The 24,850-nt window shown below is 70.6% G+C and carries 26 protein-coding genes; 11 read left to right on the forward strand and 15 right to left on the reverse strand.

The genetic code is table 11. The features are described from left to right. The first annotated feature begins 78 nt into the window (after positions 1-78). The 3 genes from AB0O15_RS44795 (at position 79) to AB0O15_RS44805 (ending at position 3,875) form a co-directional block, all read left to right on the forward strand. Positions 79-1,854: a CocE/NonD family hydrolase gene (locus AB0O15_RS44795; protein ID WP_364333208.1), complete on the forward strand. Its 1,776-nt coding sequence runs from the start codon at positions 79-81 to the stop codon at positions 1,852-1,854. A 109-nt stretch (positions 1,855-1,963) separates the two neighbouring features. Further along, complete coding sequence (locus AB0O15_RS44800) at positions 1,964-2,467, forward strand: hypothetical protein (RefSeq protein ID WP_364333211.1); 504 nt, start codon at positions 1,964-1,966, stop codon at positions 2,465-2,467. Positions 2,468-2,642: 175 nt separating this feature from the next. Further along, complete coding sequence (locus tag AB0O15_RS44805; RefSeq protein WP_364333214.1) at positions 2,643-3,875, forward strand: hypothetical protein; 1,233 nt, start codon at positions 2,643-2,645, stop codon at positions 3,873-3,875. A 5-nt stretch (positions 3,876-3,880) separates the two neighbouring features. On the opposite strand, the gene AB0O15_RS44810 is transcribed toward AB0O15_RS44805, so the two are convergent. Further along, a complete protein-coding gene (locus tag AB0O15_RS44810; RefSeq protein WP_364333217.1) occupies positions 3,881-6,850 on the reverse strand; it encodes a trypsin-like peptidase domain-containing protein in 2,970 nt (989 codons plus the stop codon). An 8-nt stretch (positions 6,851-6,858) separates the two neighbouring features. Then, positions 6,859-7,341, reverse strand: coding sequence for a CU044_2847 family protein (locus AB0O15_RS44815; RefSeq protein WP_364333220.1), 483 nt, complete (start codon positions 7,339-7,341; stop codon positions 6,859-6,861). Between the two features lie 154 nt (positions 7,342-7,495). On the opposite strand from AB0O15_RS44815, the gene AB0O15_RS44820 reads away from it, so the two are divergent. Beyond that, positions 7,496-8,215 carry an NUDIX hydrolase gene (locus AB0O15_RS44820; RefSeq protein ID WP_364333223.1) on the forward strand — a complete coding sequence of 240 codons (720 nt, stop codon included), beginning with the start codon at positions 7,496-7,498 and terminating at the stop codon, positions 8,213-8,215. An 87-nt stretch (positions 8,216-8,302) separates the two neighbouring features. Here the strand turns inward: AB0O15_RS44820 and AB0O15_RS44825 are convergent, their stop codons facing one another. After that, on the reverse strand, positions 8,303-8,713 hold the full coding sequence (locus tag AB0O15_RS44825; protein WP_364333226.1) for a DoxX family protein: 411 nt from the start codon (positions 8,711-8,713) through the stop codon (positions 8,303-8,305). 174 nt (positions 8,714-8,887) lie between these two features. Here AB0O15_RS44825 and AB0O15_RS44830 point away from each other — a divergent pair, with 174 nt between their 5' ends. The 3 genes from AB0O15_RS44830 (at position 8,888) to AB0O15_RS44840 (ending at position 11,797) form a co-directional block, all read left to right on the forward strand. Beyond that, on the forward strand, positions 8,888-10,096 hold the full coding sequence (locus AB0O15_RS44830; protein ID WP_364333229.1) for a histidine kinase: 1,209 nt from the start codon (positions 8,888-8,890) through the stop codon (positions 10,094-10,096). After that, on the forward strand, positions 10,093-10,782 hold the full coding sequence (locus tag AB0O15_RS44835; RefSeq protein ID WP_364333232.1) for a response regulator transcription factor: 690 nt from the start codon (positions 10,093-10,095) through the stop codon (positions 10,780-10,782). The genes AB0O15_RS44830 and AB0O15_RS44835 overlap by 4 nt, the downstream gene beginning before the upstream one ends. Before the next feature lie 127 nt (positions 10,783-10,909). Further along, positions 10,910-11,797 (forward strand): DMT family transporter, encoded by an 888-nt coding sequence (locus AB0O15_RS44840; protein WP_364333235.1) that lies wholly within the window; start codon positions 10,910-10,912, stop codon positions 11,795-11,797. Between the two features lie 28 nt (positions 11,798-11,825). Here the strand turns inward: AB0O15_RS44840 and AB0O15_RS44845 are convergent, their stop codons facing one another. The 5 genes from AB0O15_RS44845 to AB0O15_RS44865 are packed head-to-tail and all read right to left on the reverse strand — an operon-like array spanning position 11,826 to position 15,456. Further along, positions 11,826-13,049: an MFS transporter gene (locus AB0O15_RS44845; protein WP_364333238.1), complete on the reverse strand. Its 1,224-nt coding sequence runs from the start codon at positions 13,047-13,049 to the stop codon at positions 11,826-11,828. Beyond that, complete coding sequence (locus tag AB0O15_RS44850; protein WP_364333241.1) at positions 13,046-14,455, reverse strand: FAD-dependent oxidoreductase; 1,410 nt, start codon at positions 14,453-14,455, stop codon at positions 13,046-13,048. Before AB0O15_RS44850 ends, AB0O15_RS44845 begins: the two co-directional genes overlap by 4 nt. Before the next feature lie 12 nt (positions 14,456-14,467). Next, a complete protein-coding gene (locus AB0O15_RS44855; RefSeq protein ID WP_364333244.1) occupies positions 14,468-14,974 on the reverse strand; it encodes an N-acetyltransferase family protein in 507 nt (168 codons plus the stop codon). Beyond that, positions 14,971-15,300: a metalloregulator ArsR/SmtB family transcription factor gene (locus AB0O15_RS44860; protein ID WP_364333247.1), complete on the reverse strand. Its 330-nt coding sequence runs from the start codon at positions 15,298-15,300 to the stop codon at positions 14,971-14,973. The genes AB0O15_RS44855 and AB0O15_RS44860 overlap by 4 nt, the downstream gene beginning before the upstream one ends. Positions 15,301-15,309: 9 nt before the next feature. Beyond that, the gene (locus AB0O15_RS44865; RefSeq protein WP_364333250.1) at positions 15,310-15,456 is read right to left on the reverse strand and encodes a hypothetical protein; all 147 of its coding nucleotides are present in this window, start codon (positions 15,454-15,456) and stop codon (positions 15,310-15,312) included. A 154-nt stretch (positions 15,457-15,610) separates the two neighbouring features. Between AB0O15_RS44865 and AB0O15_RS44870 the strand changes: the two genes are divergently transcribed. The 4 genes from AB0O15_RS44870 to AB0O15_RS44885 all read left to right on the forward strand — a co-directional run bounded on the left by AB0O15_RS44870 (position 15,611) and on the right by AB0O15_RS44885 (position 17,443). Next, a complete protein-coding gene (locus AB0O15_RS44870) occupies positions 15,611-15,982 on the forward strand; it encodes a metalloregulator ArsR/SmtB family transcription factor (RefSeq protein WP_364333253.1) in 372 nt (123 codons plus the stop codon). 76 nt (positions 15,983-16,058) lie between these two features. Next, positions 16,059-16,793, forward strand: a complete 735-nt coding sequence (locus AB0O15_RS44875) for an MIP/aquaporin family protein (RefSeq protein ID WP_364333256.1) — start codon at positions 16,059-16,061, stop codon at positions 16,791-16,793. Continuing rightward, positions 16,786-17,193, forward strand: coding sequence for an arsenate reductase ArsC (locus AB0O15_RS44880; protein WP_364333259.1), 408 nt, complete (start codon positions 16,786-16,788; stop codon positions 17,191-17,193). The genes AB0O15_RS44875 and AB0O15_RS44880 overlap by 8 nt, the downstream gene beginning before the upstream one ends. A 73-nt stretch (positions 17,194-17,266) precedes the next feature. After that, positions 17,267-17,443, forward strand: coding sequence for a dienelactone hydrolase family protein (locus tag AB0O15_RS44885; RefSeq protein WP_364333335.1), 177 nt, complete (start codon positions 17,267-17,269; stop codon positions 17,441-17,443). On the opposite strand, the gene AB0O15_RS44890 is transcribed toward AB0O15_RS44885, so the two are convergent. The 7 genes from AB0O15_RS44890 to AB0O15_RS44920 form a co-directional block, all read right to left on the reverse strand. Continuing rightward, entirely contained in the window at positions 17,430-19,004 is a 1,575-nt protein-coding gene (locus tag AB0O15_RS44890; protein WP_364333262.1) for an FAD-dependent oxidoreductase, read from the reverse strand. The genes AB0O15_RS44885 and AB0O15_RS44890 overlap by 14 nt on opposite strands. Further along, entirely contained in the window at positions 19,001-20,386 is a 1,386-nt protein-coding gene (locus AB0O15_RS44895; protein WP_364333338.1) for an amidohydrolase family protein, read from the reverse strand. The genes AB0O15_RS44890 and AB0O15_RS44895 overlap by 4 nt, the downstream gene beginning before the upstream one ends. Before the next feature lie 95 nt (positions 20,387-20,481). After that, positions 20,482-21,633 carry an FAD-dependent oxidoreductase gene (locus AB0O15_RS44900; RefSeq protein WP_364333265.1) on the reverse strand — a complete coding sequence of 384 codons (1,152 nt, stop codon included), beginning with the start codon at positions 21,631-21,633 and terminating at the stop codon, positions 20,482-20,484. 3 nt (positions 21,634-21,636) lie between these two features. Beyond that, positions 21,637-21,834 (reverse strand): ferredoxin, encoded by a 198-nt coding sequence (locus AB0O15_RS44905; protein WP_364333268.1) that lies wholly within the window; start codon positions 21,832-21,834, stop codon positions 21,637-21,639. A gap of 40 nt (positions 21,835-21,874) precedes the next feature. Then, a complete protein-coding gene (locus tag AB0O15_RS44910; protein ID WP_364333271.1) occupies positions 21,875-23,062 on the reverse strand; it encodes a cytochrome P450 in 1,188 nt (395 codons plus the stop codon). 34 nt (positions 23,063-23,096) lie between these two features. Beyond that, positions 23,097-23,855, reverse strand: a complete 759-nt coding sequence (locus AB0O15_RS44915; RefSeq protein WP_364333274.1) for an ABC transporter permease — start codon at positions 23,853-23,855, stop codon at positions 23,097-23,099. After that, complete coding sequence (locus AB0O15_RS44920) at positions 23,852-24,796, reverse strand: ATP-binding cassette domain-containing protein (protein ID WP_364333277.1); 945 nt, start codon at positions 24,794-24,796, stop codon at positions 23,852-23,854. Before AB0O15_RS44920 ends, AB0O15_RS44915 begins: the two co-directional genes overlap by 4 nt. Positions 24,797-24,850 lie beyond the last annotated feature (54 nt).

The raw sequence follows: 24,850 nt of genomic DNA on the forward strand, positions 1-24,850 counted from the left end.
TCGGGTGACCAGAAAGGACACTGATCGGCTAGCGTCAACCCCCGTAGAGATAGTGGTCTATCGCTCACGGAGGGTCAGATGAACGTACGCAGGCCGGCCATGTCCGCCGCCGCCGCGCTGATCATGATGGCGAGTCTCGCGGTGAGCGGCCCGGCAACCGCCGCCGCCCCGGCCCCGCCGGGCGTCACCCACGCCGACAATCCTCGCGTCCCCGAGGGCGCGGTCTGGACCGAGGCCTACTTCCCGTCGGCCGACCACAGCGGCGTCGAGCTCCACGCCGACGTGCTCCGGCCCGCGAACCTTTCGCCCCGCGCCAAGACCCCGGTGATCCTGGCCGTCGGCCCCTACTTCAACCACGCCGGCCAGACCGGGCCGGAGGGGTGGACCCAGACCGGCCCGTCCAGCCGGTTCGCCGACTTCACCAGCGGCACCAACCTGTTCGCCCGCGGCTACACCTACGTCATGGTCGACCTGCGCGGCTTCGGCGGCAGCACCGGTTGCCTCGACTGGGTCGGCCCCGGCGAGCAGGCGGACGTGAAGGCCGCGATCGAGTGGGCGGCGAGCCAGGCGTGGTCGACCGGCAAGGTCGGCATGTACGGCAAGTCGTACGACGCCGTGACCGGTCTGGTCGGCAACAACCTGCGGCTGGGCGCGCTGCGGGCCGTCGTCGCCCAGGAGCCGCTGTGGGACATGTACAACTACCTGTTCAGCAACGGTGTCCCCCGGCCCAACGTGACCGGCACCCCGAACGCCTACAACAGCATCGCCACGATGCCGTCCCTCGCCGACGACTCGGGCCGATACCAGGCCAACGCGGCGTACGAGGAAAGTCACCCGAACTGCCTGACCGACAACCTCACGAACAACAACGAACCTGACCCCGCCGCACCCTACTGGCGCGCCCGGAACCTGGCGGCGAAGGCGAAGAACACCAGCACCCCGCTGTTCCTCACCCAGGGCTTCATCGAGAACAACACCAAGCCCGAGGATGTTGAGGAGTACCTCGACAACCACCACGGCACCGAGCGGGGCTGGATGGGGCAGTGGGAGCACGTCCGCGGCAACGACACGAACAGCCAGGGGCAGCTGCTGCAGGGCCGCGCCGGCTTCTTCGACGAGGTCATGCGCCTGTACGACCGTTACCTGAAGGGCGAGCAGCCGGCCGTCCAGGATCCCGCCTTCGCCATCGAGGACAACACCGGCGCGTGGCGGGCCCAGCCGACCTGGCCGAAGCCGGCCGCGTACATCACGGCCGAACTGCGAGACGGCGCGTACGTCGACGACAGCGCCGCCACCACGCTGGCCGCACCGGCCGGCCAGAAGTGGGACATGGAACACGCCACCGACCCGGCCCCGCCCGGCGCGCGAAGCCTCGCGGCCGAGGACCGGAGCAGCTACTCCATCTGGTCCACGCCGGCCACGTCCCGGGTGCGGATCACCGCCACCCCGCGGATCACCCTGCAGGCCGGCGCGACCGGCAACGTCATGGTGAAGCTGTGGGACGTGGCTCCGGACGGGACCGCGGTCATGTTCGACGAGAACGTGGCGCTGATCGAGCAGGCGGGCCGGGTCGCCTTCGACCTGAAGTCCACCGACTGGACCTTCGAGGTGGGTCACCAGCTCCGGGTCCAGATCGGGACGATCGGCAGCGGCAGCTGGCTCGACACCCCGAGCGGCAACACGATCCAGGTCACCCGCGCGCGGCTGACCCTGGGGCTGCAGAACCCCCGGGCCGACAACCCGACCCAGGGCGACCGGTCGCCGTTCCTCGACACCTACCTGAGGCAGTACACCCGGACCCTCACCACCATCGGCGAGGGCACGTTCCCGCTCGCTGTCCGCGCCGGGAGCTGAGCCGGCGCGACGGGGGGCGGGCCGCCCGCTCCCCCGTTGCGTCGACCCCCCATTAATAGATCCGGATCATCGACCGCGGCTGATAGGGTCCGGCCCGATGATGAGGATCATGGGGGAAACATCAATGCACCGGACCCTGCTCACCCTGGGCGTTTCAGCCATCGCGACAGTGCTCGCGCTGTCGGGTTGCGACACGCAGTCAGACGCGGACACCTCCGCGCCCGCGCCGGCCCCGGCCGCCTCGAGCGCCGCCCCGGCCGACACCGCGCCCAGCAGCCCCGCCGCCGAGGCGACCAACGACGCGGCCACCGTGAAGGCCTGCGAGAACATCCAGAAGGACATCAAGGACAACGCGAAGAAGGTCGCCAAGGCCGAGAAGATCGGCCCGCCGGCCGGCCACATCGCGGTCAGCGCCCAGTGGATCGCCGGCTCAGCCGCGGTCGTTGCACACTCCATCGAGGCCAACGAGAAGGTCAGCGCCGCCGCCGACGAGGTCCAGAAGGAAATGCGGACCCTCAGCGACGAGTACAACGAGTCGGCCAAGGCCAAGCCCAGCAAGAAGAAGCTGGACACCGCCATCAAGAACCTGACCGCCGCCTGCTCGGCCTCCTGACGCTGGTCGTCACCAGTCCCGCTCGTGCCGCCGGAGCTCGCCCGAGATCATCGGGCGAGCTCCACAGTGCTGACATCAGGAATGGCGGTCCTCCACCAACGAGTGATCAACCGTTGACACTGAGTTGTATTGGTTGTTGCATGGTCCTTCCCCAACGAGAGCACGAGGAATTCTCATGGCGGACAGCGGCGACCACGACTTCTCGGTATTCCTGAGCGACGTCAATCTGCATGTCCCGATCGAGTTCTCGCAGCGCGAAGACCTGCGCTCGCGCGTGCTGATGACCGCGGTCCAGGCCGAGCCGCTGATCATCGCCGACTCGCACACGTTGAACAGCCCGATGCTGCGTTCGCTGTTCGCCGAGAAGAGCGGCTCCGCCTTCCGGAGCACCGACCTGGGAGCGCTGCTACGGCGCGGTGACGTGCGGGTGTGCCGCCGCGACACGCTCCACCACGAACCGGTGACCTCGTTCCGGCAGATCCAAGCCGATCACGTCAACCGCAAGGTCGTCAACGTGCCGCCGCCCGCCTACGGCGACTGGCTGGACGAGGTGACCGACGGTTACGTCGTCGAGTTCTCCGCGGACACGGTCGCCGCCAACTTCAAGAAGGGCTTCCTGGCTCGGATCGGTCAGCGGCTGAACCGGCTCGCGGCCGGCACCCCGGAAGCTTATGTCCGCACGTTGCGGACCATGCGCGACTGGGCCCAGGAACAGCCGGTCGTGCTCTACAAGTCACTCCGCGAGGAGTACGAGAGCCTGCTCGCCGCGCAGGACACGGACCGCGACACCGTCGAGGCGACCGACTTCGTGGAACGATCGGCCAGCGCCGCGTACCACGTGGCCGTGCCGATGGCGATCGCCATCGCGGTCTCCGGTCCGCGCAACGACGACCTGGTCGAGCTGCCATCGTGGATCTCGACGACGAACAGCACGTCGATCGATCCCAGTCTGATCAACGACACCGTGTGGCAAAACATCCCGGTCGAGGCCGTCACCGACATCCTCGATCTCGACTCACGGCAGAAGATGCTGCGCGAACTGGCCGAGGCGAAGGCCGCCGGCAATGCCCCCGTCGATCCGCTGATGGGCAGCATCATCAATTTCGCCGACGAACTGCACGTGATCGTCGAGCAGACCTTCACCGGCGGCACCGATCGGGACGCAGAGGTGCGTTACTCGATCCTCGGCTCCGATCTCAAGGCCGAGATCAGCGCGGTCCGGGATGAGAGCAACGGCGCCAGCGGTGTACGCCTGCATGCGGCCGGCCCCGAGAGCCGAACCCTCTTCGACAACCTGCACATGCCGGTGCTGGGCACCAGCACCGGACCGTACATGGATCAGGACGACCGCTCACAGACGCCGAACACCCGGATCATCGCCGGCACGAGCGTCACCGTGGGCGACTGACCCGGTCACCTCATCCGGTCCAGGTGCTTTTCCAGCACCACCCCGACGCGACGGAGAAATATTTCCAGCCCCGGCTCGTGCACCGGAGACCACCGGCGCAGAATCTGATCTGCCCGGACCAGATCCTTCCGGGCATCGACCAGCAGTGCGGTAGCCCCCGGTTTGCCCTCCCGCCGGTCCCCTGTCCCCTTGTGCAACTGGATGTACGCACGCTGGCCCAGCGCCCGCACCAGGTCGGTTGCGTACGCCGACGGCGCTTCGCGGAAGAGGTCGGTCAGGATGGCCACGCTCTGGTTGCTGTCCACCAGCGCCTCGTCCACGCGTCCCAAGCCGTCGAGGTCCTCGGCGACCTGGGAATGCGCCGCCGCGCGGGAACGACGCGGACCGTTCTCGCCATAAAGGCGCAAGGCCCTCCGGCCGTACTGCAGGGCCTGCCTCGACCGCTTCCGTACGGAATAGAGGATGTCCTGGTTGTGCAGCACGTCCGCGAGGGCGGTCTCGTTCTCCCGGCCCAGCTTCTCGTACGCCCGGACGGCGATCTCGCCGTTGATCAGCGCGTCACCGATCGGTCCGTTGCCCTCCTGGCGTGCCCGCTGGGCCTGCACCTGCCGCAGCAGGAAGAGTGCCCGGTCGCCGTGCAGCCTGGCGAATGTCGCGGCGTGCCGCTCACCCCGGGCCTGCAGCACGCGGCACTCGTTGATCGCGTCCTGGTTGGTGTTCAGTGCCTCGTCCCGATCGAGGTGATATTGATGCAGGCTCAGCCGGCGCCACCATGACACCCGGCGGAACAGACTGTGGTCGTCGTTGCCGGCGGTGGCGTCAGCCAGCCTCCGCAGCACGACGACGGCCAACGGCGACAACCCCCGCCCGTCGTCCGGCAGGTGTTCCTCGACCAGCGGCAGAACATCCAGCTCGCTCTCTTCGGCCGCGACGGTCAGCAGCTTCACCAGTGGGGCCATGTGCGGCACTTCGCCGCACACCCGGGTGAGCGCCGGCAGCAACTCTCGCGGATATTCGGCCAGCAACGTGGTCAAGGCAGCGTCGATCCGGTCGTGCGCCGCGTCGCCGGCAGTGTCCGGATCGGCCCGCGACCGGCAGATCAATCTCAGGCCGAGATGGACATCGGCCCCTTCGCCGACGAGGACGGCAGCCAGGAGAGCGCAGAGCGTGAACTCGTCCAAGTCCCGGCAGACGTGCCGGAAGACGATCTCGGCGAGCCGATCCGGTGTCAGTGCGGCCGGGCGGCGGTCCGCGGCGACGGGATACAGCTTGAGCAGCGTGTCGATCTCGTCCAGACCCGGCGCACCGAGGGCCAGCGCGGCCCTGGTCATGACCTGGCGGAAGGGAGCTTCGTCGGTGGATGCGACGAGCGTGGGCACCAGCAGCCATGCCTCGGCGGTAATCAGCGAAATGTGGACCGGCCCGGAACCAGCCTTCGGGCGGGTCACCGGCTTCGGCGGCGGCGCCCGCAACTGGTAATCGGCGTCCCTCAACCTCCGCGACCAGTACCTCAGCTGATGCCGGCGGATGGTCTCGAGCGGATCCATCGAGCCGCGGTGGTCCTGCTCGTAGCCCGGCAAGGCGGACAGCACCTCGTCGACAGCGATCGCGTAGAGGTCCAGGGTGGTTCTCGCGGAGATATCCCGCGGCCACAGCGGTTCCGCCTCGGTCGCCATCCCCAGCCGGGACGCGAAAGCCCGCCATGCGCGCGACAGCACAGCCGGCGCGTCCGGCAGCATCTGCGGCAGCAGAATCGGCGACTTCTGCACCGATCGGATCCACCGGGCGAACTCGTCGTCGTCGATGTCGATGCTCAGGAACTCTTCCTCGAACCGGTCCGGGTCGTTGCGGGACAGCAGCACCACCCGGGCCGTCAATCGCAGTCCGGCGGGCGCCGCGTCCAGCGCGTCGCTCACCTCCCGCAGGATCGCCGCGACATCCGGGCCACGATGCTCGGCGTCGTCCACGACGACGCAGACCTGCAGTTCCCGCTCCAGCGCCTGAGCCAGGGTCCGGAGCCACCCGGCGTCCCGGAACGACGGGCGGAGGATGCCGGCGGCCCACCCCTCGCCTCGCAGACGGTCGCAGAGCTCGTGCGCGACCCGGTTCTTGCCGGTGCCCGAGGTGGCTGAGACCAGCCGGACCACCGTCCGGCCCTCGGTGCGGCACCAGTCCAGCAGTTCGTCGAGCTCGGCCATCGGTTCGAACGGGGTCACACCGGTGTCCGGGTCCAGCAGATTGGCCGGCGTGATCTCCGCGGGCGGCTCCGTACGCCGGAAGAGTTCCTGCTGAACGCGCTCGGCGTCGGCCGCGACCAGGCGCCATCGGTTGCCGGGCGGATTGGCGGCGGCATTGCTTTCGAACCAGGACGCCGGAGTGTGCGAGCCGGTCAACGGGATCATCCAGCCGCCGGTCGGCACCTTGGCGCCGTACTGCACCTGAGCCTGCGCCCAGGCGGCCGACTTGACGACGCCGCGGACCCGGCCGCTGCGCATGTCGATCACCGGGCTGCCGCTCATGCCGAGGTCGAGCGTCCCACCGCCGAGACCGATCAGGCCATCACCCGTGATCGACACCACGAGCCGTTTGGTGATCGGCTCGAGGCGTTCCGGGCCGGTCGCCACGTAGGCGAGGTCGAAGGTGGGCACTCGCACTTCACCCAGGCCTTCGATGTCGCCCGCACCGGTGAACGGCGGTCCGAGCAGCACCGGATCCGCCTCGAGCGTCGGCACGGCCAGTTCGGCCAGGTCGGGCCAGGGCCATTCGGAACCGTTGGCCCGCTCGGCGGGATAACGCCGCACGGTGCACTCGTGCGGCTCGCCCCCGTACCAGACCTGGATGCCTTCCTCTGCGACGTGTGCGTTGGTCACAACGAGGCCCGGCGCGATGACGAAACCGACGCCCCGATAGTGCTCGCGATCCAGGCGGATCTGGACCAATGAGCGCCGCGCCAGGGCGTCGAGTGCGGTCGACATCGGCCGCGTCAGCCGTCCACGCCGGAGGCCGGATGCTGGTCGTCTGCATCCGGCCGGTCGTCGTCCTGGTCGCTCTCCGGCTGCGGCGGCGGAGTCTGCTGGGCACCGGCTCGGCCGAGGTCCCATTCGAGGCGTACGAGCAGGTTGGCCTCTCCGCCGACCTGGCCCAGCACCGGTGTCACCAGGTCGGGCGACTTGGCGACGAACTTCACGCCCATCTCCAGGCTGACCCGGTCAGGCAGCAACGTGTCGACATCCTCCAACTGGGACTGCACCCAACGGGCCATGCCCTTGACGGTGGGCGTACGGCCGAGCGGCGCGCGCCGGCCGCCACTCAGCCAGTCACCGAAGCTCGCGTCGCTGCGGCCACCCGGGGCAAAATCGCCGGTGGGCTCGATCGTCACCTCGACCGGGATCACCGTGCCGTCGTCGAGTTGCAGGTCGACGATGTCGCGGTTCGCGGGTAGCGCGCCGCCGTCCAGACGATCCACTTGGCCTCCTCGTGCTGGGGACTCCATCAGTATCGGTACCCGCGTCCATAAGTGATCGCACGGCCGGACCGTTGTCATCGCACCGACAGCCCAAGGAGGTCGGACCGGTCGGCCGCATGTCTTAGGCTGCCGGTACGAACCCGACGGAGGAACTTTGACCACAGACGACGCCACGCGCGCCCGACGCGCTCAGCGGCTCGCGCGCTACAACAAACTCCGCGCCGAGCGGCCGGCCCTGTTCGCCAATCCCGAGGGCGCGGCCTACGAGCTCGTGTTCGATCCGGAGGTTCAGGAAGACGTCGCCAACCGCTCCGCAGCCAAGCTCCGTGAGCTCGGCCGGCCTGAGGAGTACGGCGACATGGGCGTGATCTACGAGGACGCCTTCTTCATCGCCATGCGAGACACGGTCCGGTTCCGCAACGGCTACACGGGTCCGTACATCCGCTGGGTGGCGCAGACGACTAGCGAGGGCGCCGTGGTCCTGCCGATCTTCAGCGACGGCCGGATCCTGCTGACCCGCCAGTTCCGGCACCACATCCGCGACTGGCAGTGGGAGACGCCCCGCGGCTTCGCCGAACCTGGTGACAAGGGCGCGGAGACCGCCATCCGGGAGTTGCGGGAGGAGATCGGCATCACCGCCCAGAAGACGGAGTTCCTGGGCCGGCTGACCGACGACAATCCGTGCGAGCTGTGGCTGGCCCGGCTGGACGTCGACTCGTACGGCGCCCTGCCCGACGGCGCCACGATCGAGGGCATCGACGAGTTCCGCCTGGTGACCGCCGACGAGCTACGCGACCTGATCGCGTCCGGCAAGGTGAGCGACGGCGGCCTGTTGGCCGCCTACGCCATCGCCACGGCCCGGGGCCTGCTCTGATTCCACCCCGGCCAAGGCCGAGAAGATCAGCCCGCCGGCCGGCCACCTCGCGGTCAGCGCCCGGTCGATCGCCGGCTCAGCCGCGGCTCAGCGCCCCACCGGTGAGCTGGTGCGCTGTAGCCGTCCCAGCAGCGCCACCGTGCGGGCACGGCGGAACCACGCGATCGTGAGGACGGCGGCCAGCAGGATGAGCGGGACGAGCACGTCGGCGTCGAGGAACAGGATCTCGGCGAGGACGGCCCCGCTCATGACGCCGGCCAGCCCCAGGGCGGCGAGCCCGCTGAGACGCGGGATGAGCAGCCCGATGCCGCCGGCGATCTCCAGGGCGCCGGTGAGATGGCGGAGCCACTGTCCCGCGCCGATGTCCGCGAACGTCTGCACGGCCTGCTCGCTGCCGAACACCTTGCCGGGGCCGAAGTTGAGGATGAACGCCGCCGCGAGGGCGATCTGAAGCGCCCAGAGCGCGATGGCGCCGATTCTGGCCGAGGTCCGATCCACGGGAACTCCTAAGCGAAGAAAGCCTGGTGACGGGCCAAACGATCGTCCGGCGGGGTACGTTCCGCGTCCTCCGGTCATGGTCATTCCGGCTACCACGGTTGTGGTAGCCGGAAGGCGGGCGGTACCACCTGGAGACGACGAAGCCGGGACCCGTGACGGCGTACGGTGATCGGCATGGCCCAGCTCAACACCTGGCTGCCGCGTGTGCGGGCGGCCGCGGCCCGCCACCCGCAGGTGGCGGAGGCGCTGCTGGGAGCATTCGTCGGCGTCGCGTCGCTGGTGTCGGTGCTGGTGGGGCCCCGGAGCATTCCGGGCCGCAGCCTGTCACCGCGGGACGTGCTGGTGGCGGCGGCCGCGGCCCTCCTGATCACGTTGCGGCACCACTGGCCGGTGCCGGTGCTGGGGGTCGTCGCGGCCGGGGCGGCCTGGGCGGTGGCCACCAGTGGCGAGATCTACGTACTCACCGCCGTGTCGGTGATCTGCGCGTACACCGTGGCCACGCGTACCGGCCGCACCACCGCCTGGGCCGCGGGCGGCGCCGCCGCCCTGGTCGTCTACCTGGCCGCGGTGGTGTTCACCGGGCAGGGCTGGGACTCCTCGGAGAGCCTGGAGGACCTGGGCTGGATGGGGATGGGCGTCGCGGTCGGTGACGCCGTACGGACCCGGCGCGCGTACGTGGCGGCGGTCAAGGACCGGGCCCTGCGCGCCGAGCAGAGTCGTGACGAGGAGGCCCGCCGCCGGGTCACGGAGGAGCGGCTCCATATCGCCCGCGAGCTGCACGACGTCGTGGCGCACCACATCGCGCTGATCAGCGTGCAGTCCGAGGTGGCGTCGCACGTGCTGAGGCGGGAGCCGGAGCAGGCCGAGGAGGCCCTGTCCCACGTCCGGGACGCCGTCCGGACCGTGCTGGAGGAGCTGTCCACCGTGCTGAACGTGCTGCGGCGGGACGACGACCCGGCGGCGTCCACCGAACCGGCTCCGGGCCTGGCCCGGCTGGGCGGGCTGCTCGACTCGGTGGCCGCCGCCGGCCTGCGGGTCGAGCATCGCCAGAACGGCGAGGCGCGGCCCCTGCCCTCGGCGGTCGACCTGGCCGCGTACCGGATCGTGCAGGAATCCTTGACCAACGCGTGGAGGCATGGCGGCGCGCCCATCGCCCACCTCAGTCTCGGCTACACCAGGACCGGGCTCACGATCGCCGTCGAGAACCGGGTCGAGCCCGGCCTCGCCGAGTCCGCCGGTCGGCCCACCGGGCACGGGCTGACCGGTATGCGCGAGCGGGCGGCCTCGGTGGGCGGCACACTGGACGCCGGCCCCGGTGCGGGCGGCCGGTTCGCGGTGCGGGCCTTCCTGCCCGCGCCCGACAACCAGGGAGTATCGACGTGACGAAGCAGACCCGGGTGCTGCTCGCCGACGACCAGGCCCTGATCCGCGCGGGATTCCAGGTGCTCATCGACTCCGCGCCGGATCTGGAGGTCGTCGGCGAGGCGACGAACGGCCGGGAAGCGGTCGCCCTGGCCCGCAGCACTCGCGCCGACGTGATCCTGATGGACATCCGGATGCCGGAACTGGACGGCATCGAGGCCACCCGGCTGATCACCGCGGACGAGGACCTGGCCGGGGTCCGGGTGCTCATCCTGACCACCTTCGAGATCGACGAGAACGTGCTGCGAGCGTTGCGTGCCGGGGCCAGCGGTTTCCTCAGCAAGAGTGTCAACCGGGCCGACCTGCTGGAGGCCGTCCGGATCGTCGCCGGCGGTGAGGCCCTGCTGTCCCCCAAGGCCACGCAGAGCCTGATCGCCCGATTCCTCGACTCACCGGAGCCGGCGCCGCTGACCACTCCGGCCCAGCTGAGCGCGCTGACCGATCGGGAGCGCGAAACCCTCGCCCTGGTCGCGGCCGGGCTGTCCAACGATGACATCGCGGAGCGGCTGTACGTGTCGCCGCTGACCGCCAAGACCCATGTCAACCGGGCCATGACCAAGCTTGGCGTACGCGACCGGGCGCAACTCGTGGTCATCGCCTACCAGAGCGGCCTGGTCCGGCCCGGCCACCCGCCGCCGGCCGGCTGATCCGTCCGGCGCTACCACCACCGTGGTAGCCGGAAAGCCTGCGCAGGCAGGACGCCATCCGGGGCGATCGACGGCAGGCTGAACACATGAATCGCAACCCCGCACCGACCCGGACCCGGACCCGGCGATGATCAGCGGCGTCGGACTCGCGACCCTGCTCGCGGCGCTGTCCGCCGTCAGCTACGCGGCCGCCGCCGTCGTGCAGGAGCAGCTCGCCGCCGCCGGTCACCGCGGAGCGCCGCGCTGGCTGCTGACGCTGCTGCTCACCGGCGCGGGCGCGGGCCTGCACGTCATCGCGCTGGGCTACGGCACGGTCGGTGTGGTGCAGGCGCTCGGCGCGCTGACCCTGCTGTTCGCGCTGCCGATCGCCGCCCGGACCCGCGGCCGGGTCACCGCCGGCGCCTGGCGTGACGCCGGGCTCACCGTCGTCGGCCTGGCCGGCATCCTGGCGGTGACCGCAACACCGGAGGTGCCGGCCGTCCTCACCGGCGCCGAGGGCCGGTGGTTGAGCTCGCTCACGGTGGCCGGGCTGGCGATGCTGGCCGGCGCCGCGCGGCTGACCTCATCCCCGCTGGTCCGCAGCCTGCTCCTGGCGGGTGCCTCCGGTGCGGCGTTCGGCGTGGCCTCGGTGATGATCAAGACCGAGACGGTCGCCATCGCGTACGGCGGGATCGGCGCCTCCTCCGTACCCACCCTGACCATGATCGCGGTCTTCGCGGCCGCCGGACTCGGCCTGAGCCAGCTCTCCTACCGCAACGGCGGCCTGGCCGCGCCGCTGGCGATGGTCAGCGTCGCCAACCCGGTGGTCGCCACCACGGTCGGCATCCTGATGCTGGGCGAGGGCTTCCGCTTCGGCGCCACGGGCCCCGTAATCGCGCTGGCCGCGGCGGCACTCGCAACGATCGGCGTCACCGGCCTGGCCGCCCGCACCTCGCCCCGACCGGCGACCCCGGACACGCCGCCGGCACTCTCCACCCGGGCCGGGCGAGCGGTCGTGACCCACGCGGGCGCCTGATGCCTCGGTCCGGCGGCGAACAGCACGGTCAGGAAGCTCTGCCGGCCTTGCCGATACTGAACTGAAGTGCGAGCAGGGCGATGGCGGCGATGATGCACGCCGTGGCGGTGGCGGTGAAGACGCCGGCGTAACTTCCGGAGCTGGTGTGCAAGGTGGCGGCGGCCAGGGGTGCGGTGGCTTTGGCGATGGTCATGGGTACGACGAGCAGGCTGGCGATGGTGGCGTAGCGGCGGGTGTCGTAGCGGTCGGCGAGCAGGATCGGTTTGGCGATGGAGCCGACGCCGAAGCCGAGCCCGATGCCGATGACCGCGGTGATCGCCGCGACCGGGTTGCGGCCGGCCACGGGCAGGGCCGCGGCGGCGAGTCCTTGCACGACGAAGATGCCGGCGACCACCCGGCTGAGGCGGTAGCGGCGGTGCAGCCCGGTGGTGACCAGACGCCCGGTCACCGACAGGACGCCGAACAGCCCGGCCGCGGTCGCGGCAAAGGTGGTCCGGTGGCCCCAGCCGATCAGGGCGGTGACCAGGTGCACGGTGACCACCGCGATGGCCGCGGTGTGGGCGGTGAAGGCGACCGCGAGCAGCCAGAACCCGCGGTCGGTCAGGACCGCCCGCAGCCGGATCGGCGGCGCTACGGTGTGGTTCGCGGGGTGCCGGGGAGCGGCGCGGATGACGGCGGCGTGCAGCGGGATGGTCATTACGGCCTGGATGACGGCCAGGACGAGCAGGGCGGTGCGCCAGCCGTGCCGGTCGACGAGCCATCCGGTCAGGGGCAGGAAGATGGTGCTGGCGAACCCGGCGACCACGGTCAGGGCGAGCAGCGCGGCCGAGCGCCGGGCCGGGGTGTGCCAGGCGATGATCACGGCGAACGCGGCTTCGTAGAGGCTGGCCGCCCCGGCGACGCCGAGTCCGATCTGCACGGCGTAGAGCTGCCACAGGCTGTCCACCTGGGACCAGGCGACCAGCAGCACCGCGCCGAGCAGCGACCCGCCGGTCATCAGGGCGCGGCCGCCGTGCCGGTCGAGCCACCGGCCGACCGGCACCGCCGCCACGGCGGAGGCCAGCACCGAGGCGGTGAACGTGCCGGTGATCGCCGTGGTGGAGGTGTGCAGGTCGGCGGCGAGCGGGGTGAGGAAGACCGCGAAGGCGTAGTAGAGGGTGCCGTAGCCGACGGTCTGGGTGACGGCGAGCGCCGCGACGATGGATCGCGCCCGCCCGGCGGCTGGGGAGGCCACCGTGCGGGCGGAGGTCACGGGCAGCAGCCGCCGGCCTCGTCGTCGGTGTTGGTGGACACGTCGATGACGGTGAGCAGGCCTCCCGAGATGCCGGTGGCCAGACCGCGGCCGGTCGGCTCGGGCGTGGCCACGGCCGCGGGGGTTCCGCAGCAGCTGCCTCCGGCGCTGTCGACGCGGTCGCTGTCCACGGGCGCGTTGCTGTTGCAGACGCCGGTCTCGGGCAGGTCGAGCTGCACGTCACGCGCGGCTTCCCAGTCGCCGGCCAGGGCGGCGACCACGGAGCGGGCCTGCTCGTAGCCGGTGGCCATCAGGAACGTGGGCGCGCGGCCGTAGGACTTGGAGCCGATGGCGTAGTAGCCGGGCTCGGGGTGGCCGAGTTCGTCGGCGCCGTGCGGCGGGACGGTGCCGCAGGAGTGCTCGTTCGGGTCGATCAGCGGGGCCAGAGCGCGGGTCGAGCCGAGGATCGGGTCGAGGTCGAGGCGCAGTTCGGCGGTGACGGCGTGGTCGGGGCGGAAGCCGGTCGCGGACACGATCCGGTCGACCGTGATCGTGCGTTCGCCGTCGGAGACGGTCACCTCGTCGCCGCTGGTGCTGATCCGCCGGATGCCGAACCCGGTGAACAGGGCGATGGTGCCGGCCTCGACGTGCTCGCGCAGGACGCTGCCCAGCGCCCCGCGGGCGGGGAGGGCGTCGGCTGATTCGCCGCCGTAGCTGCGGGCCGGTGAAGTGGCGCGGATCGCCCACGTGATCGTCGTGCCCGGCTCCTGCCCGGCGAATTCGGCCAGCGAGATCAGCGTGTTCGCGGCGGAGTAGCCGGCGCCGACCACGAGAATCCGCCGACCCGCGAAACGGTCGCGGTCGCGGCCCAAGACGTCGGGCAGGGCGCTGTCGATGTACGCGGCCGCGCCGGTCTCGCCGTGCGCGGGGATGCCGGACGCCCCGAGCACGTTGGGGATCGTCCAGGTGCCGGCGGCGTCGACGACGGCCCGCGCCAGGATGTCGGTGCCGTCGTCCAGGCGTACCAGAAAAGGGGTCTGCTCGCGGTTGGTGGTGCGGACGCGGTCGAGGCCGAGGCGGGTGACCGCGACGACCCGGGCGCCGTAACGGACGTGCGGTTTGAGGGCGGGCAGATCGGCCAGCGGCTGCAGGTAGTCCGCGGCGAGCGCGGCGCCGGTGGGCAGCACGTCGTCGTCGGGGCGCACCCAACCGGCCTCGGTCAGCAGCCGGGCGGCCGCGGCGTCGACGTTGTACCGCCACGGCGAGAAGATCCGCACGTGGCCCCAGTCGCGGACCGCCGCGGCGGGACCGTCACCCGCTTCGAGGACGAGGAACGGCAGGTTGCGCTCGGCGAGGTGGGCGGCCGCGGCGAGGCCGACGGGTCCGGCGCCGATGACGACGACGGGAAGCTGGTTCTCGGTGGTCATGAGGCAGGTCTCCTAGGTGATGGCGGGGCTGCGGCGTTCGATGAAGATGACGTCGCGCCACCGGTTGTTCTGGCTGGCGTGCCGGCCGACCCGCTCGCGGACGCCGACGGTGCGGAAGCCGCAGGCGTGGTGCAGGGCGAGGCTGGCGGTGTTCTCCGGGAAGACCCCGGACTGGAGGGTCCAGATGCCGGCCGCCTCGGTCGAGGCGATCAGCGCGTTCAGCAGCGCGCGGCCGATCCCGCGGCCCCGGGCGGACGGGTCGACGTAGACGGAGTGCTCGACGACACCGCGGTAGGCGACCCGGGGCGACACGTACGAGACGGCGACCCAGCCGAGCACGGCGCCGTCCGGGTCGGCGGCGACCAGCCGGTGTTCGGGCAGTTTGCTCGCGTCGAACGCGTCCCAGCCGGGTGCGGTGTGCTCGAAGCTGGCGTTCCCGCCGTCCATGCCGGCCTGGTAGATGGCCAGCACCGCGCCGGCGTCGGCCGGCGTCATGGGCCGGATGGTCAGGTCGCTCACGAGCAGTCGCCGATCGCGGCGGGGGCGGGGCGGCCCATCACGACATCCGCCGCCGACGGGAAGCAGGCGATGCAGTCGGTGTTGATCCGGTAGTGGCGGGCGGTACCGACCGGGTCGACGAGCACGAACCGCACCTCGGTGAGGACCTTCAGGTGCTGCGAGACGGTGGACTGCGCCAGCCCGACCGCCGCGACGACCTCCCCGACCGGCATCGGTCTGGCCTGCCGGGCCAGGTATTCGACGATCTGCACCCGGGTCGGGTCGGCCAGGGCGCGGAACCATGACGCGTACGTCTCGGCGGTCGCGCGGTCGAGGAGGTCGCCCATCACACACCTTCATCGTTCATCGCCGATTAACGATGAAAGTGTAGCGGCTTCGGTGGTGGCCGCGAGCAGCGTGGCGGTGTCGGCGCGGTCGGCGGTGCCGGTGGGGCTGCGGTAGCCGGCCACGGCGCCGACCACGACGTCCAGGCCGGCGGTCATCCGCAGCAACCCTGCCCGGTCGTGACCGCGTGCCCCGGGAACGGGGTGCTGGTCTCGGTCATGGCGCATCCTCCGTGGATTCGAGAAGTCTCGAACTCGATGACTGTCGAAACCGAGGTTTGCACGCGGATTAGATATGTGTCAACCTCGACGCATGTCAAAGTCAGCCGTCGCGGTGACCCCGGCGGACGCCGGATCGGATGTGCCGTGCTGCCCGCCGATGGCCCAGCAGAAGCTCGACGGCGCCGTGGCCGGCACGCTCGCGCCCGCGTTCAAGGCCCTCGGCGACCCGGTCCGCCTGCAGCTGATGTCGATGATCGCCTCGGCGCCCGGCGGGGAGATCTGCGTGTGCGACCTCACCCCGGCGTTCGCCCTGTCCGGCCCGACGATCTCCCATCACCTGAAGACCCTGCGCGAGGCCGGCCTGGTCGACGCGGAACGCCGCGCGAGCTGGGTCTACTACCGGCCACGGCCCGGCCTGATGCGCCAACTGGCGACGCTGCTCGCCGTCGACGACAACGGATGAGCCGTCACGCCCGCGCTTGACCCGGACAACTTAGTCAGCAGATGACAAGCCCTGACCAGACCGGAGTATCGCCTTGATGCACCAGATCGCCCTGTGGCGCCGGCTGCTCGCCGAGTTCCTCGGCACCGCTCTGCTGGTCACCGCCGTCGTCGGCTCCGGCATCATGGCCACCACCCTGTCGCCGGACGATGTCGGCCTGCAGCTCCTCGAGAACTCGATCGCCACCGCGCTCGTGCTGGGCGCGCTGATCCTCACCTTCGGTCCGGTGTCCGGGGCGCATTTCAACCCGGTCGTGTCCGCGGCCGACTGGTTCCTCGGCCGCCGCACCCGCACCGGCCTGACCGGAAGCGACCTCGGCGGCTACATCGTGGCCCAGATCGCCGGGGCGATCGCGGGGTCGGTGCTGGCCAACCTGATGTTCGACCTGGACGCGGTGGCCTGGTCGCAGAAGGACCGCAGCGCCGGGCACCTGTGGCTGGGCGAAGTGGTCGCGACCGCCGGGCTGCTCCTGCTGATCTTCGCCCTCGCCCGCTCCGGCCGCGCCGCGGTGGCCCCGGCGGCGGTCGGCGCGTACATCGGCGCCGCCTACTGGTTCACCTCGTCGACCAGCTTCGCCAACCCGGCGGTCACCATCGGCCGGGCGTTCACCGACACCTTCGCCGGCATCGCCCCGCATTCGGTGCCCGGCTTCGTCGTCGCCCAGCTGGTCGGGCTGATCGCCGGTGTCGGGCTGCTGCTGGCCCTGTATCCCACCGTCGGCCGGGCGGCCGGCGACGTCCTCGTACCCGAAGGAGTCTCTTCCCGTGAGTGACAAGCCCAGCGTGCTGTTCGTCTGCGTGCACAACGCCGGCCGTTCCCAGATGGCCGCCGGCTGGTTGCGCCACCTCGCCGGCGACCGCGTCGAGGTCCGCTCGGCCGGCTCCGCCCCCGCCGAGACCATCAACCCGGCCGCCGTCGAGGCGATGCGTGAGGTCGGCATCGACATCACCGATCAAAAGCCCAAGATCCTCGAGTACGACGTCGCGTACGACTCCGACGTCATCATCACCATGGGCTGCGGCGACGCCTGTCCCGTCTTCCCCGGCAAACGCTACGAGGACTGGAAACTCGACGACCCCGCCGGCCAGGGCGTCGAAGCCGTCCGCCCGATCCGCGACAACATCAGGACCCGCGTCGAGGAGCTGCTGGCCGACCTCATCCCGGCCGCCTGACCACCCGCGAGGCTTCAAACCCTGGCCGCCACACCAGCTACGGCTGTCCCGCGTTCGCTGCTGTCCCCGAACCCTGAATGCCGCGGGCGTCAGCTACACCTCCGAGATCTATCCCGGCACCATCCATGGCTTCGCCATGTCCGACACCGACGCATTCAACCCGGCCGCGCTGCAACGCCACTGGGACCGCCTGTTGTCCCTGCTCGGCAACGCCCTGACCACCAGCGGGACGTCCTCTAATAGGGCCTGACGGTGTTGCCGATCGAGCGGAACGGGGCCAGATGGTTGATGAGGTCCATTTCCTGGCCCGCGGGGATGCGGGCGAGCAGGTAACCGTCCGGCCGCACGAGGATGAGCTCGCCGGCGTAGGGCTGGTAGACGCGCTGGAACTCGCCCTTGGCATCAGTGATGGGGCTGCCGCTGTCCGGTCCGACGCGGTGCACATGCATGTGGGTCGGCTTGGCGTTGTCGAAGATGACCGGCGCGCTGTGGTCCCACACGAACAGCGAATAGTGCATGCCGCGCAGTAGATCGAACAGACCACCGTGGAACTGTTCACCTTGCAGGCCTGTCACGTTGGGCGCCCGATCGCCGGGCCGGGGCCCGGCGGTGACTTCACTGCCGCCGGGGTAGGTCATCCGGCTGTCGCGGTAGTGGATACCCAAACCGGTGTTCATCTTCCCGTCTCCGATGCCGGCCAGCGCCGAACCGAGTTCGTTCTCGCCGCCGCCCGCTGCCGCCACCGCCTTGGCCATCTTGTCCGTGCTCATCGCGAGCACTCGGCGAGCGACCGGGACGCGTTCCTCGCTGTAGGTGTCCAACAGCGTCGACAACGCGCCGTTGAGGATGCTGTCCAGTTTGAAGCCGAGGTTGTAGGCGTCCTGGATGCCGGTGTTCATGCCCTGCCCGCCGGCGGCGGAGTGCACATGAGCGGCGTCACCGGCGAGCAGGACGCGGCCCTTGCGGAAGGTCTCCGCCATCCGCACGTTGACCAGGTACAGCGACAACCAGCCGGCGCTGGCCAACACGACGCGGCCGGCACCGGCGCGCTGGTCGAACAACTGCTGGTAGAACTCCAGCGACGGCACGCCGGGATCCTCACCGGGCATCAGCGGGCTCTGGAACTGCCACAGCTCGTCACCGAGCGGCGTCAGGCCGAGCATGCCCCGGTCGGACGGCCAGATGTGCATGTGATCCCGGTCGAGCTCCGAGCCCACGGTGACGTCGCCGAGGTACCAGCGCTGCTCCTCGTAGGTCGTGCCCACCAGGGGCAGCCCGGCAAAGCGGCGGGTGCTGCTCTTGCCGCCGTCGGCGCCCACCACGTAGCGGGCCCGTGCCGTCTGTTCGCGGTCCGCGGTGCGCAGCTCGACGGTGACCCCGTCGTCGTCCTGGTCCATCCCGATCACCTCGGTGCCGAACTCGACGGCCGCACCGAGCTCTTCGAGCCGCTGCCGAAGCGCGTGCTCGACGTGGAACTGCCCGATCTGCAACGGATCGGGGTACGGCGTGTGGACGTCATCGCCGGCCGAGATCGCGATCGGCGGCTTGTCCACGACCGCGCCGGACGCTTCGTGGAACCGCATCGGCAGCTTGGCGACACCGTGACGCAGGACGTGGTCCACGGCGCCGAGGTCGTCGAGGACTTCCAGCGAGCGTGGCTGGATGGTCTTGGCCCGGGTGGCACGGTTAGGCACCTGGTCCCGCTCGACGATGCGGACCGCGAAGCCGCGGCGGGTCAGGTCACACGCCAGGGCGAGGCCGGTGGGCCCGGCCCCGATGATGATGACGTCGGTGCTGGGTCGATCGGTCATGGTGTCCCTTCCAGAATGGGTGAAGTCTCGAAAGACGTCATGGTCAGCTCGGCCGGCAGGGTGTTCTTGCGGATGACTCCCTGCTGAGCGACGACAACGATGTTGTCCGGCGCGGCCAGCAGGGTGATGTCTCGCAGCGGGTCACCCGCGCAGATCACCAGGTCGGCGAGCATGCCGGGACGCAGCGTTCCCAGCCGGTCGTCGACCCCGAGCAGCCGGGCGCTGTTGACCGTCGCGGCACGAATGGCATCCATCGGCTTCATACCGAGCGCGACGAGGTGTGCCAGTTCGGCGAGATTCTCGCCGTGCGGGGTGATCCCGGCATCGGTTCCCGCGGCGATGGTCACCTTCCGTGCGATGGCGGTGGCGATGTTCTGCTTGGCGAACTCGTTCCAGCGCAGCTTCTTCTCATAGCGCCACGGTGACGTCCTGCTGCGTTCCAGCGGCCGGAAGATGGTCTGCAAAGTGGGGACCAGGAACGCCCCCCGCTCTCCCAGCAGATCGCAGCCCTGGTCATCGAGGCCGAACCCGTGCTCGACCGAGCGAACGCCACCACGGATGGCGGCGAGGATCCCGGCCCGCCCTTGAGCGTGCGCCGCCACGGTTCGGCCCCGGTGCCGGCGGGCTTCGTCCACGACGGCGGCGACCTCTTCCTCCGGGAGGTCCTCGTCGTCAGGGTCGTCGGTCGCGCTGCTGATGCCCCCCGTGGTGCAGATCTTGACGACGTCGGCGCCGTCGCGCAGCATCCGGCGCGCCGCCAGTCGCACCTCATGCACATTGTCGGCCAGCACGCAGAAGTCGAAATCGAGGTGCAGCCCGCTGGGTAGCGTGCTGTCGGCATGCCCACCGGTGTGGCTGATGATCCCGATCGACACCTGCAGCCGCGGCCCGGCCAGGTCACCGCCGCGGACCGCGGCGCGGTAGGCCGCTGTCAGGGCGCCCAGGTCACGCGCCGAGGTGATCCCGGCCTCCAACGTCCGCCGCATCCGCTGCGTGGTCTGGATCACCCGCATCACGTCGGTGGTCGTGAGTGCCTGCTCCACCACAGACTGCTCTGAGGGCATGCCGAGGTGGACGTGGCAGTCGAAGAATCCGGGCAGAAGCGTGCCGCCCCGCCCGTCAATTGTCGGGATGTCCGGCGGCGCTGCCGGCGCCCGGCTCGCCGGGCCGGCGTAGGTGATCCGTCCGTCGTCGTCCGCCTGCAGCACGGCATCGGGCACCGCGGTTTCTTCCACACCGTCGACGAGGCGGACATTGTGCACCCTCAGAGCCGATCTGTGGTCGATGTCCATTCGCGAAACGGTATGGTGGCCCTGCGTTCCGGCCCCGAGGATTGCACTTTTCCGTCGACCTGGCCCGGCGTGGTGCATGAGATCGGCCATCTGCACGCGGCGACGTGATCGGCACGCCGGCCCGCGGGCCGGGCGGTCACCGAGCCGCGCGAGGCGGCGCCGAGCGCCCGGCCGTGCGCCGGGAGTCATTCGAGGAGCTTCCGGAGGCCCCGGACCTCGCGGGGCGCGTTCCACCCGAGGACGCCGACGACCCGTCCGTCGTATTCGTAGGTGGCGGTGAACCGGTCCTGCCCCGGTGTGCCGTCGGCGATCCGCATCCGCGCCTCGGCGGTCCAGGTTCCGTAGGCCTGGATGCGCACCCCGAACTGCTCGGACCAGAAGTACGGGATGGGGCGGAAGGGCAGGGTCGCACCGAGCAGGGTGCGGGCCGCGGCCATGCCCTGCTCGGTGGCGTTGCTGCGATGTTCGACCCGCAGGCGGCGTCCGGTCTGGTGATCGAGCCAGCTGGCCACGTCGCCGGCGGCCACGATGGACTCGCCGGCGCGGCAGGTCTGGTCGCAATCCACGCCGTCGGTCAGGGACAGACCGCTGCCGTCGAGCCAGGCGGTGGCGGGCCGGGCGCCGATGGCCACCAGGACGACGTCGGCCGGTGCCGTGGTTCCGTCGGTGAGGTGTACGCCGGTGACGCGCCCGCCCATGCCGGCGAGACCCGTCACCGAGGTCAGCATGCGGAGACTGACGCCGTGATCCAGATGCATCCGGGCCACGGCGGCGCCGATCTCCGGCCCGAACTGATGGTGCATCGGCTGGGCGACGGGGTCGACGAGCGTCACATCGCGGCCCATCGTACGGGCGACCGCGGCCGCCTCCGCTCCCAGCAGGCCCGCTCCGATGACGACGACCCGCCGCGCCTCGCGCAGGTCGTCGCGCAGTGCGAGGGCGTCGGTGAGAGTCCGCAGAACGTGCACCCCGGCCAGCTCGTGGCCGAAAGGCAGCCGGCGCGCGATGACGCCGGTGGCGATGACGAGCCCGTCGTACCCGAGCGGTTCGTCGCGGTCGCTGAGCCGGATCCGCCGCCGGCGTGGCTCCAGGCCGACCGCCCGGACGCCGTGGATCAGCCGGGCGTCCAGGGCCGCCAGCTCCTCATCGGACCGCAGGCGCAGCCGCTCGGGTTCCCAGTCGCCGGCCAGCAGTTGCTTGGACAGCGGCGGGCGATCGTACGGCGGGCCGGGCTCGTCCCCGATGAGGGTGAGCCGCCCGTCGAAGCCCTCGCGGCGCAGGGTCTCGGCGGCCGCGAGACCGGCCGCCGAGGCGCCGACGACAACAACGTCTCGCACGCCTCAGCCCTTCTCGATCCGGATCGCCTGCGCCGGGCACAGCTGCGCGGCCGTTTCGACCGCGCCCAGTCTTTCCTCGCCGGGGTTCTCGTCCAGCAGCACCGCGATGCCGTCGGAGTCGCGCTGGTCGAACACGTCGTCGGCGGCCAGCACGCACTGTCCGGCGCCGACGCACTTCTCCTCGTCGAGCAGAATCTTCATCGCTTCACCTCTCGGGTGGTCGTTGCTGGTCGGCGGCATGTCACTCGTCCCAGGTAACGGGGAGCCGGTGGATGCCGTAGATGGTGGCGTCGGACTTGAACGGCAGCTCGTCGGCCGGAACGGCCAGGCGCAACGTGGGCACCCGGCGGAACAGGGTGGTGAACACGACGTCCAGCTCCGCCCGGGCGAGGTTCTGCCCGAGGCACTGGTGCGGGCCGAATCCGAAGGCCAGGTGGTTACGGGCGCCGCGGTCCAGCTTCAGCTCGTCCGCGTCGGGAAAGACCTCGGGATCGTGATCGGCCGTGTTGCTCAGCGAGACCACGCCCTCGCCGGCCCGGATCAGCACTCCGCCGAGCTCGACATCGGCGGTGGCGACGCGTGAGTTGCCGTACTCGACGATGGTGAAATAGCGCAGCAGTTCCTCGACGGCCTCGGGCATCCGCGCCGGATCAGCGATCAGCCAGGCGAGCCGCTCCGGCCGCTCGAGCAGCGTCAGCACGCCCAGCGAGATCATGTTCGCCGTGGTCTCGTGACCCGCGACCAGCAGCAGCAACGCCAGCGCCACCACGTCTTCGGTATCTGCCCCGGCGGCGAGCTGCCGGCTCAGCACGTCATCGCCCGGCTCGCGGACCTTGCCGCACACGAGCTCGGTCAGGTAGGCGCGCAGGGCCGCGTACGTCGCGCCTCGCTCCCGCGGCGGCGTATCGCGATGCAGGATCGCCGCGGTGCGGGTCTGGAAGAACTCATGGTCGGTGTACGGCACGCCGAGCAGCTCGCAGATGACCAGCGACGGAACCGCGAGGGAGAGGGCCTCCACCAGATCGGCCGGGCGCGGGCCGGCCAGCATCGCGTCGATCCGCTCGTCGACGATCTCCTGGATGCGGGGCTTCAACGCGGCCATCCGCCGGATGGTGAACTCGCTGATCACGGCGCGGCGAGCGGGCGCGTGGTCGGGCGGGTCCAGTTGGATGAGCAGCTTGCGCGAACCGGCCGAGGGCGGCGGGGGCGGCTCGGTGGTCAGCGCCGGATAGTCCGGGTTGTCGCGGTCGGAGCTGAACCGTGGGTCCGACAGCATCTCGCGGATGAGGTCGAGACGGCTGACCGCCCAGGCCTCCTTGCCGCTGGGCAGGCGAACGCGGGAGACGCCGCCGTTCTCGCGCATCTCGACGTGCTGAGCCGGCGGAGCATAGGGGCATTCGCGTGCGATCTGCAGGGCTGGGGCAGTCATCGGAGGAACCTCCAGAAGTGGGGTGGGCGTCGTGTCAGACATCGCGGAGGCGGAAGACCGCGTGGCCGGCCACGCTGACTCCGACGGCCGCCAGCGTCAGGATGATGAGCCCGGTGACCGGAGCGACCATGCCGTCGACCGGGACGACTGTGTAAGCCGATTGGCCGGCGGTGATCGGCCAGAGCCGCCCGAAGAGGTCGCCGAGGACGCCGGGCAGGCTCGGACCGAGTGCCGGAACCAGCAGGAGGGCGCCGACGAGCACGGCGAGGCTGGTGGTGGCCGAGCGGGCCAGGGCACCCACCGCCAGGCCGATCAGGGTGATGAGGGTCAGGTAGAGCGCGGCGCCGACGAGCGCGCCGGCCACCCCGGGATCGGCCAGGCCGGCCGCGGGCAGGCCCGCGCTTTTGAGCATCAGCTGGACCACGGTGAAGCTGAGCAGCGTCGTGACGAGACCGACCGTCAGCCCGATGGCCGCCACCACGGCGGCTTTGGCGGCCAGCAGGCGCGACCGCGACGGGACGAACACCATGCTGGTGCCGACCATCCCGGTGCCGAACTCGGGCGTCACGCTCAGCGCACCCAGCATTCCGATGATCAGCTGCGCGAAGAGGAAGCCCTTCAGGCTCGCGGAGGTGGGATCCCATCCAGCGGGAAGGTCGGATGGGGACGCGCTGAGCAGATCGGTCGCCCCCAGGACGCTGAGAGCCACCCCGGCGGCCACGGCACTCAGCGCCGCGATCCAGGTGCTGCGTACGGTTCGCAGTTTGGTCCATTCCGAACGGATCAGGTTCATGACGCGTGACTCCCGTACTCCGTGACGTCGTGAGTGAGTCGCAGAAAGACGTCCTCGAGCGATTCGCGCACCCGGACAAGCTCGTCGAGGGCGATGCCCTCCGCCGCGGCGATCTTGCCGACCGTCGAGGTGTCGGTCCCGGTGACGAGGAAGGACGAGTCGGGCTGTACGGCGAAGATCACCCCGGACTCGCTCAGCGCCCGGGCGAGCGCGTCCGGCGCGGCGGCACGGACCGTGACCGCCTGGGTGGTGTTGTCCTCGACGAACTTCGCCAGGGTCGTCTCGGCGATGAGCCGGCCCTGGCCGACCACGATGACGTCGTCCGCGGTGAGTTCCAGCTCCGACATGAGGTGGCTGGAGAACAGGATCGTGCGGCCCTGACCGGCGAGATCACGCATCAGGGTGCGCATCCAGCGGATGCCTTCCGGGTCCAGTCCGTTGAGCGGTTCGTCGAGCACCAGCACCCCGGGATCGCCGAGCAGAGCGGTCGCGATGCCCAGCCGTTGTTGCATGCCGAGCGAGAACTCCCCGGCCCGGCGCCCGGCGGCGCTGGTCAGGCCGACCAGGTCCAGCACCTCGCCGACCCGGCGGCGACCGAGACCGGCGGCCTGGGCGAAGGCGAGCAGGTGATCGGCCGCGGTGCGGTGCGGGTGAACCGCCCGGGCGTCCAGCAGCGCGCCGATGGAGCGCGCGGGGTCGTCGAGTTCGGTGAGGCGCCGGCCGCCGATCGTGATCGTGCCGGCGGTCGGCCTGGACAGCCCGAACAACATGCGCATCGTCGTGCTCTTCCCGGCCCCGTTCGGGCCGAGGAACCCGGTGACGACGCCCGGCCGCGCGGTGAAGGACAGGTCGTCCACCGCCAGCTTGTCGCCGTACCTCTTGGTCAACCCACTGGCCTCGATGTCGACGCCTCCTGGTGGGTGGCTTGTCAGCTTTGTCATGGCAGCAAAAGTACACCGGCGAGTGCACTTTTACGAGGGGGATGACCCCTAAGT

The organism is Actinoplanes sp. NPDC089786 (genome assembly GCF_040684855.1).
Classification (GTDB): domain Bacteria; phylum Actinomycetota; class Actinomycetes; order Mycobacteriales; family Micromonosporaceae; genus Actinoplanes.

Bases quoted from the DNA above. Each gene is read 5' to 3' on its own strand.
- AB0O15_RS44795 (WP_364333208.1), top strand. From the start codon at position 79: ATGAACGTACGCAGGCCGGCCATGTCCGCCGCCGCCGCGCTGATCATG.
- AB0O15_RS44800 (WP_364333211.1), top strand. From the start codon at position 1,964: ATGGGGGAAACATCAATGCACCGGACCCTGCTCACCCTGGGCGTTTCA.
- AB0O15_RS44805 (WP_364333214.1), top strand. From the start codon at position 2,643: ATGGCGGACAGCGGCGACCACGACTTCTCGGTATTCCTGAGCGACGTC.
- AB0O15_RS44810 (WP_364333217.1), bottom strand. From the start codon at position 6,850: ATGTCGACCGCACTCGACGCCCTGGCGCGGCGCTCATTGGTCCAGATC.
- AB0O15_RS44830 (WP_364333229.1), top strand. From the start codon at position 8,888: ATGGCCCAGCTCAACACCTGGCTGCCGCGTGTGCGGGCGGCCGCGGCC.
- AB0O15_RS44840 (WP_364333235.1), top strand. From the start codon at position 10,910: ATGATCAGCGGCGTCGGACTCGCGACCCTGCTCGCGGCGCTGTCCGCC.
- AB0O15_RS44850 (WP_364333241.1), bottom strand. From the start codon at position 14,455: ATGACCACCGAGAACCAGCTTCCCGTCGTCGTCATCGGCGCCGGACCC.
- AB0O15_RS44860 (WP_364333247.1), bottom strand. From the start codon at position 15,300: ATGGGCGACCTCCTCGACCGCGCGACCGCCGAGACGTACGCGTCATGG.
- AB0O15_RS44865 (WP_364333250.1), bottom strand. From the start codon at position 15,456: ATGACCGCCGGCCTGGACGTCGTGGTCGGCGCCGTGGCCGGCTACCGC.
- AB0O15_RS44870 (WP_364333253.1), top strand. From the start codon at position 15,611: ATGTCAAAGTCAGCCGTCGCGGTGACCCCGGCGGACGCCGGATCGGAT.
- AB0O15_RS44875 (WP_364333256.1), top strand. From the start codon at position 16,059: ATGCACCAGATCGCCCTGTGGCGCCGGCTGCTCGCCGAGTTCCTCGGC.
- AB0O15_RS44890 (WP_364333262.1), bottom strand. From the start codon at position 19,004: ATGACCGATCGACCCAGCACCGACGTCATCATCATCGGGGCCGGGCCC.
- AB0O15_RS44895 (WP_364333338.1), bottom strand. From the start codon at position 20,386: ATGGCCGATCTCATGCACCACGCCGGGCCAGGTCGACGGAAAAGTGCA.
- AB0O15_RS44905 (WP_364333268.1), bottom strand. From the start codon at position 21,834: ATGAAGATTCTGCTCGACGAGGAGAAGTGCGTCGGCGCCGGACAGTGC.
- AB0O15_RS44910 (WP_364333271.1), bottom strand. From the start codon at position 23,062: ATGACTGCCCCAGCCCTGCAGATCGCACGCGAATGCCCCTATGCTCCG.
- AB0O15_RS44915 (WP_364333274.1), bottom strand. From the start codon at position 23,855: ATGAACCTGATCCGTTCGGAATGGACCAAACTGCGAACCGTACGCAGC.
- AB0O15_RS44920 (WP_364333277.1), bottom strand. From the start codon at position 24,796: ATGACAAAGCTGACAAGCCACCCACCAGGAGGCGTCGACATCGAGGCC.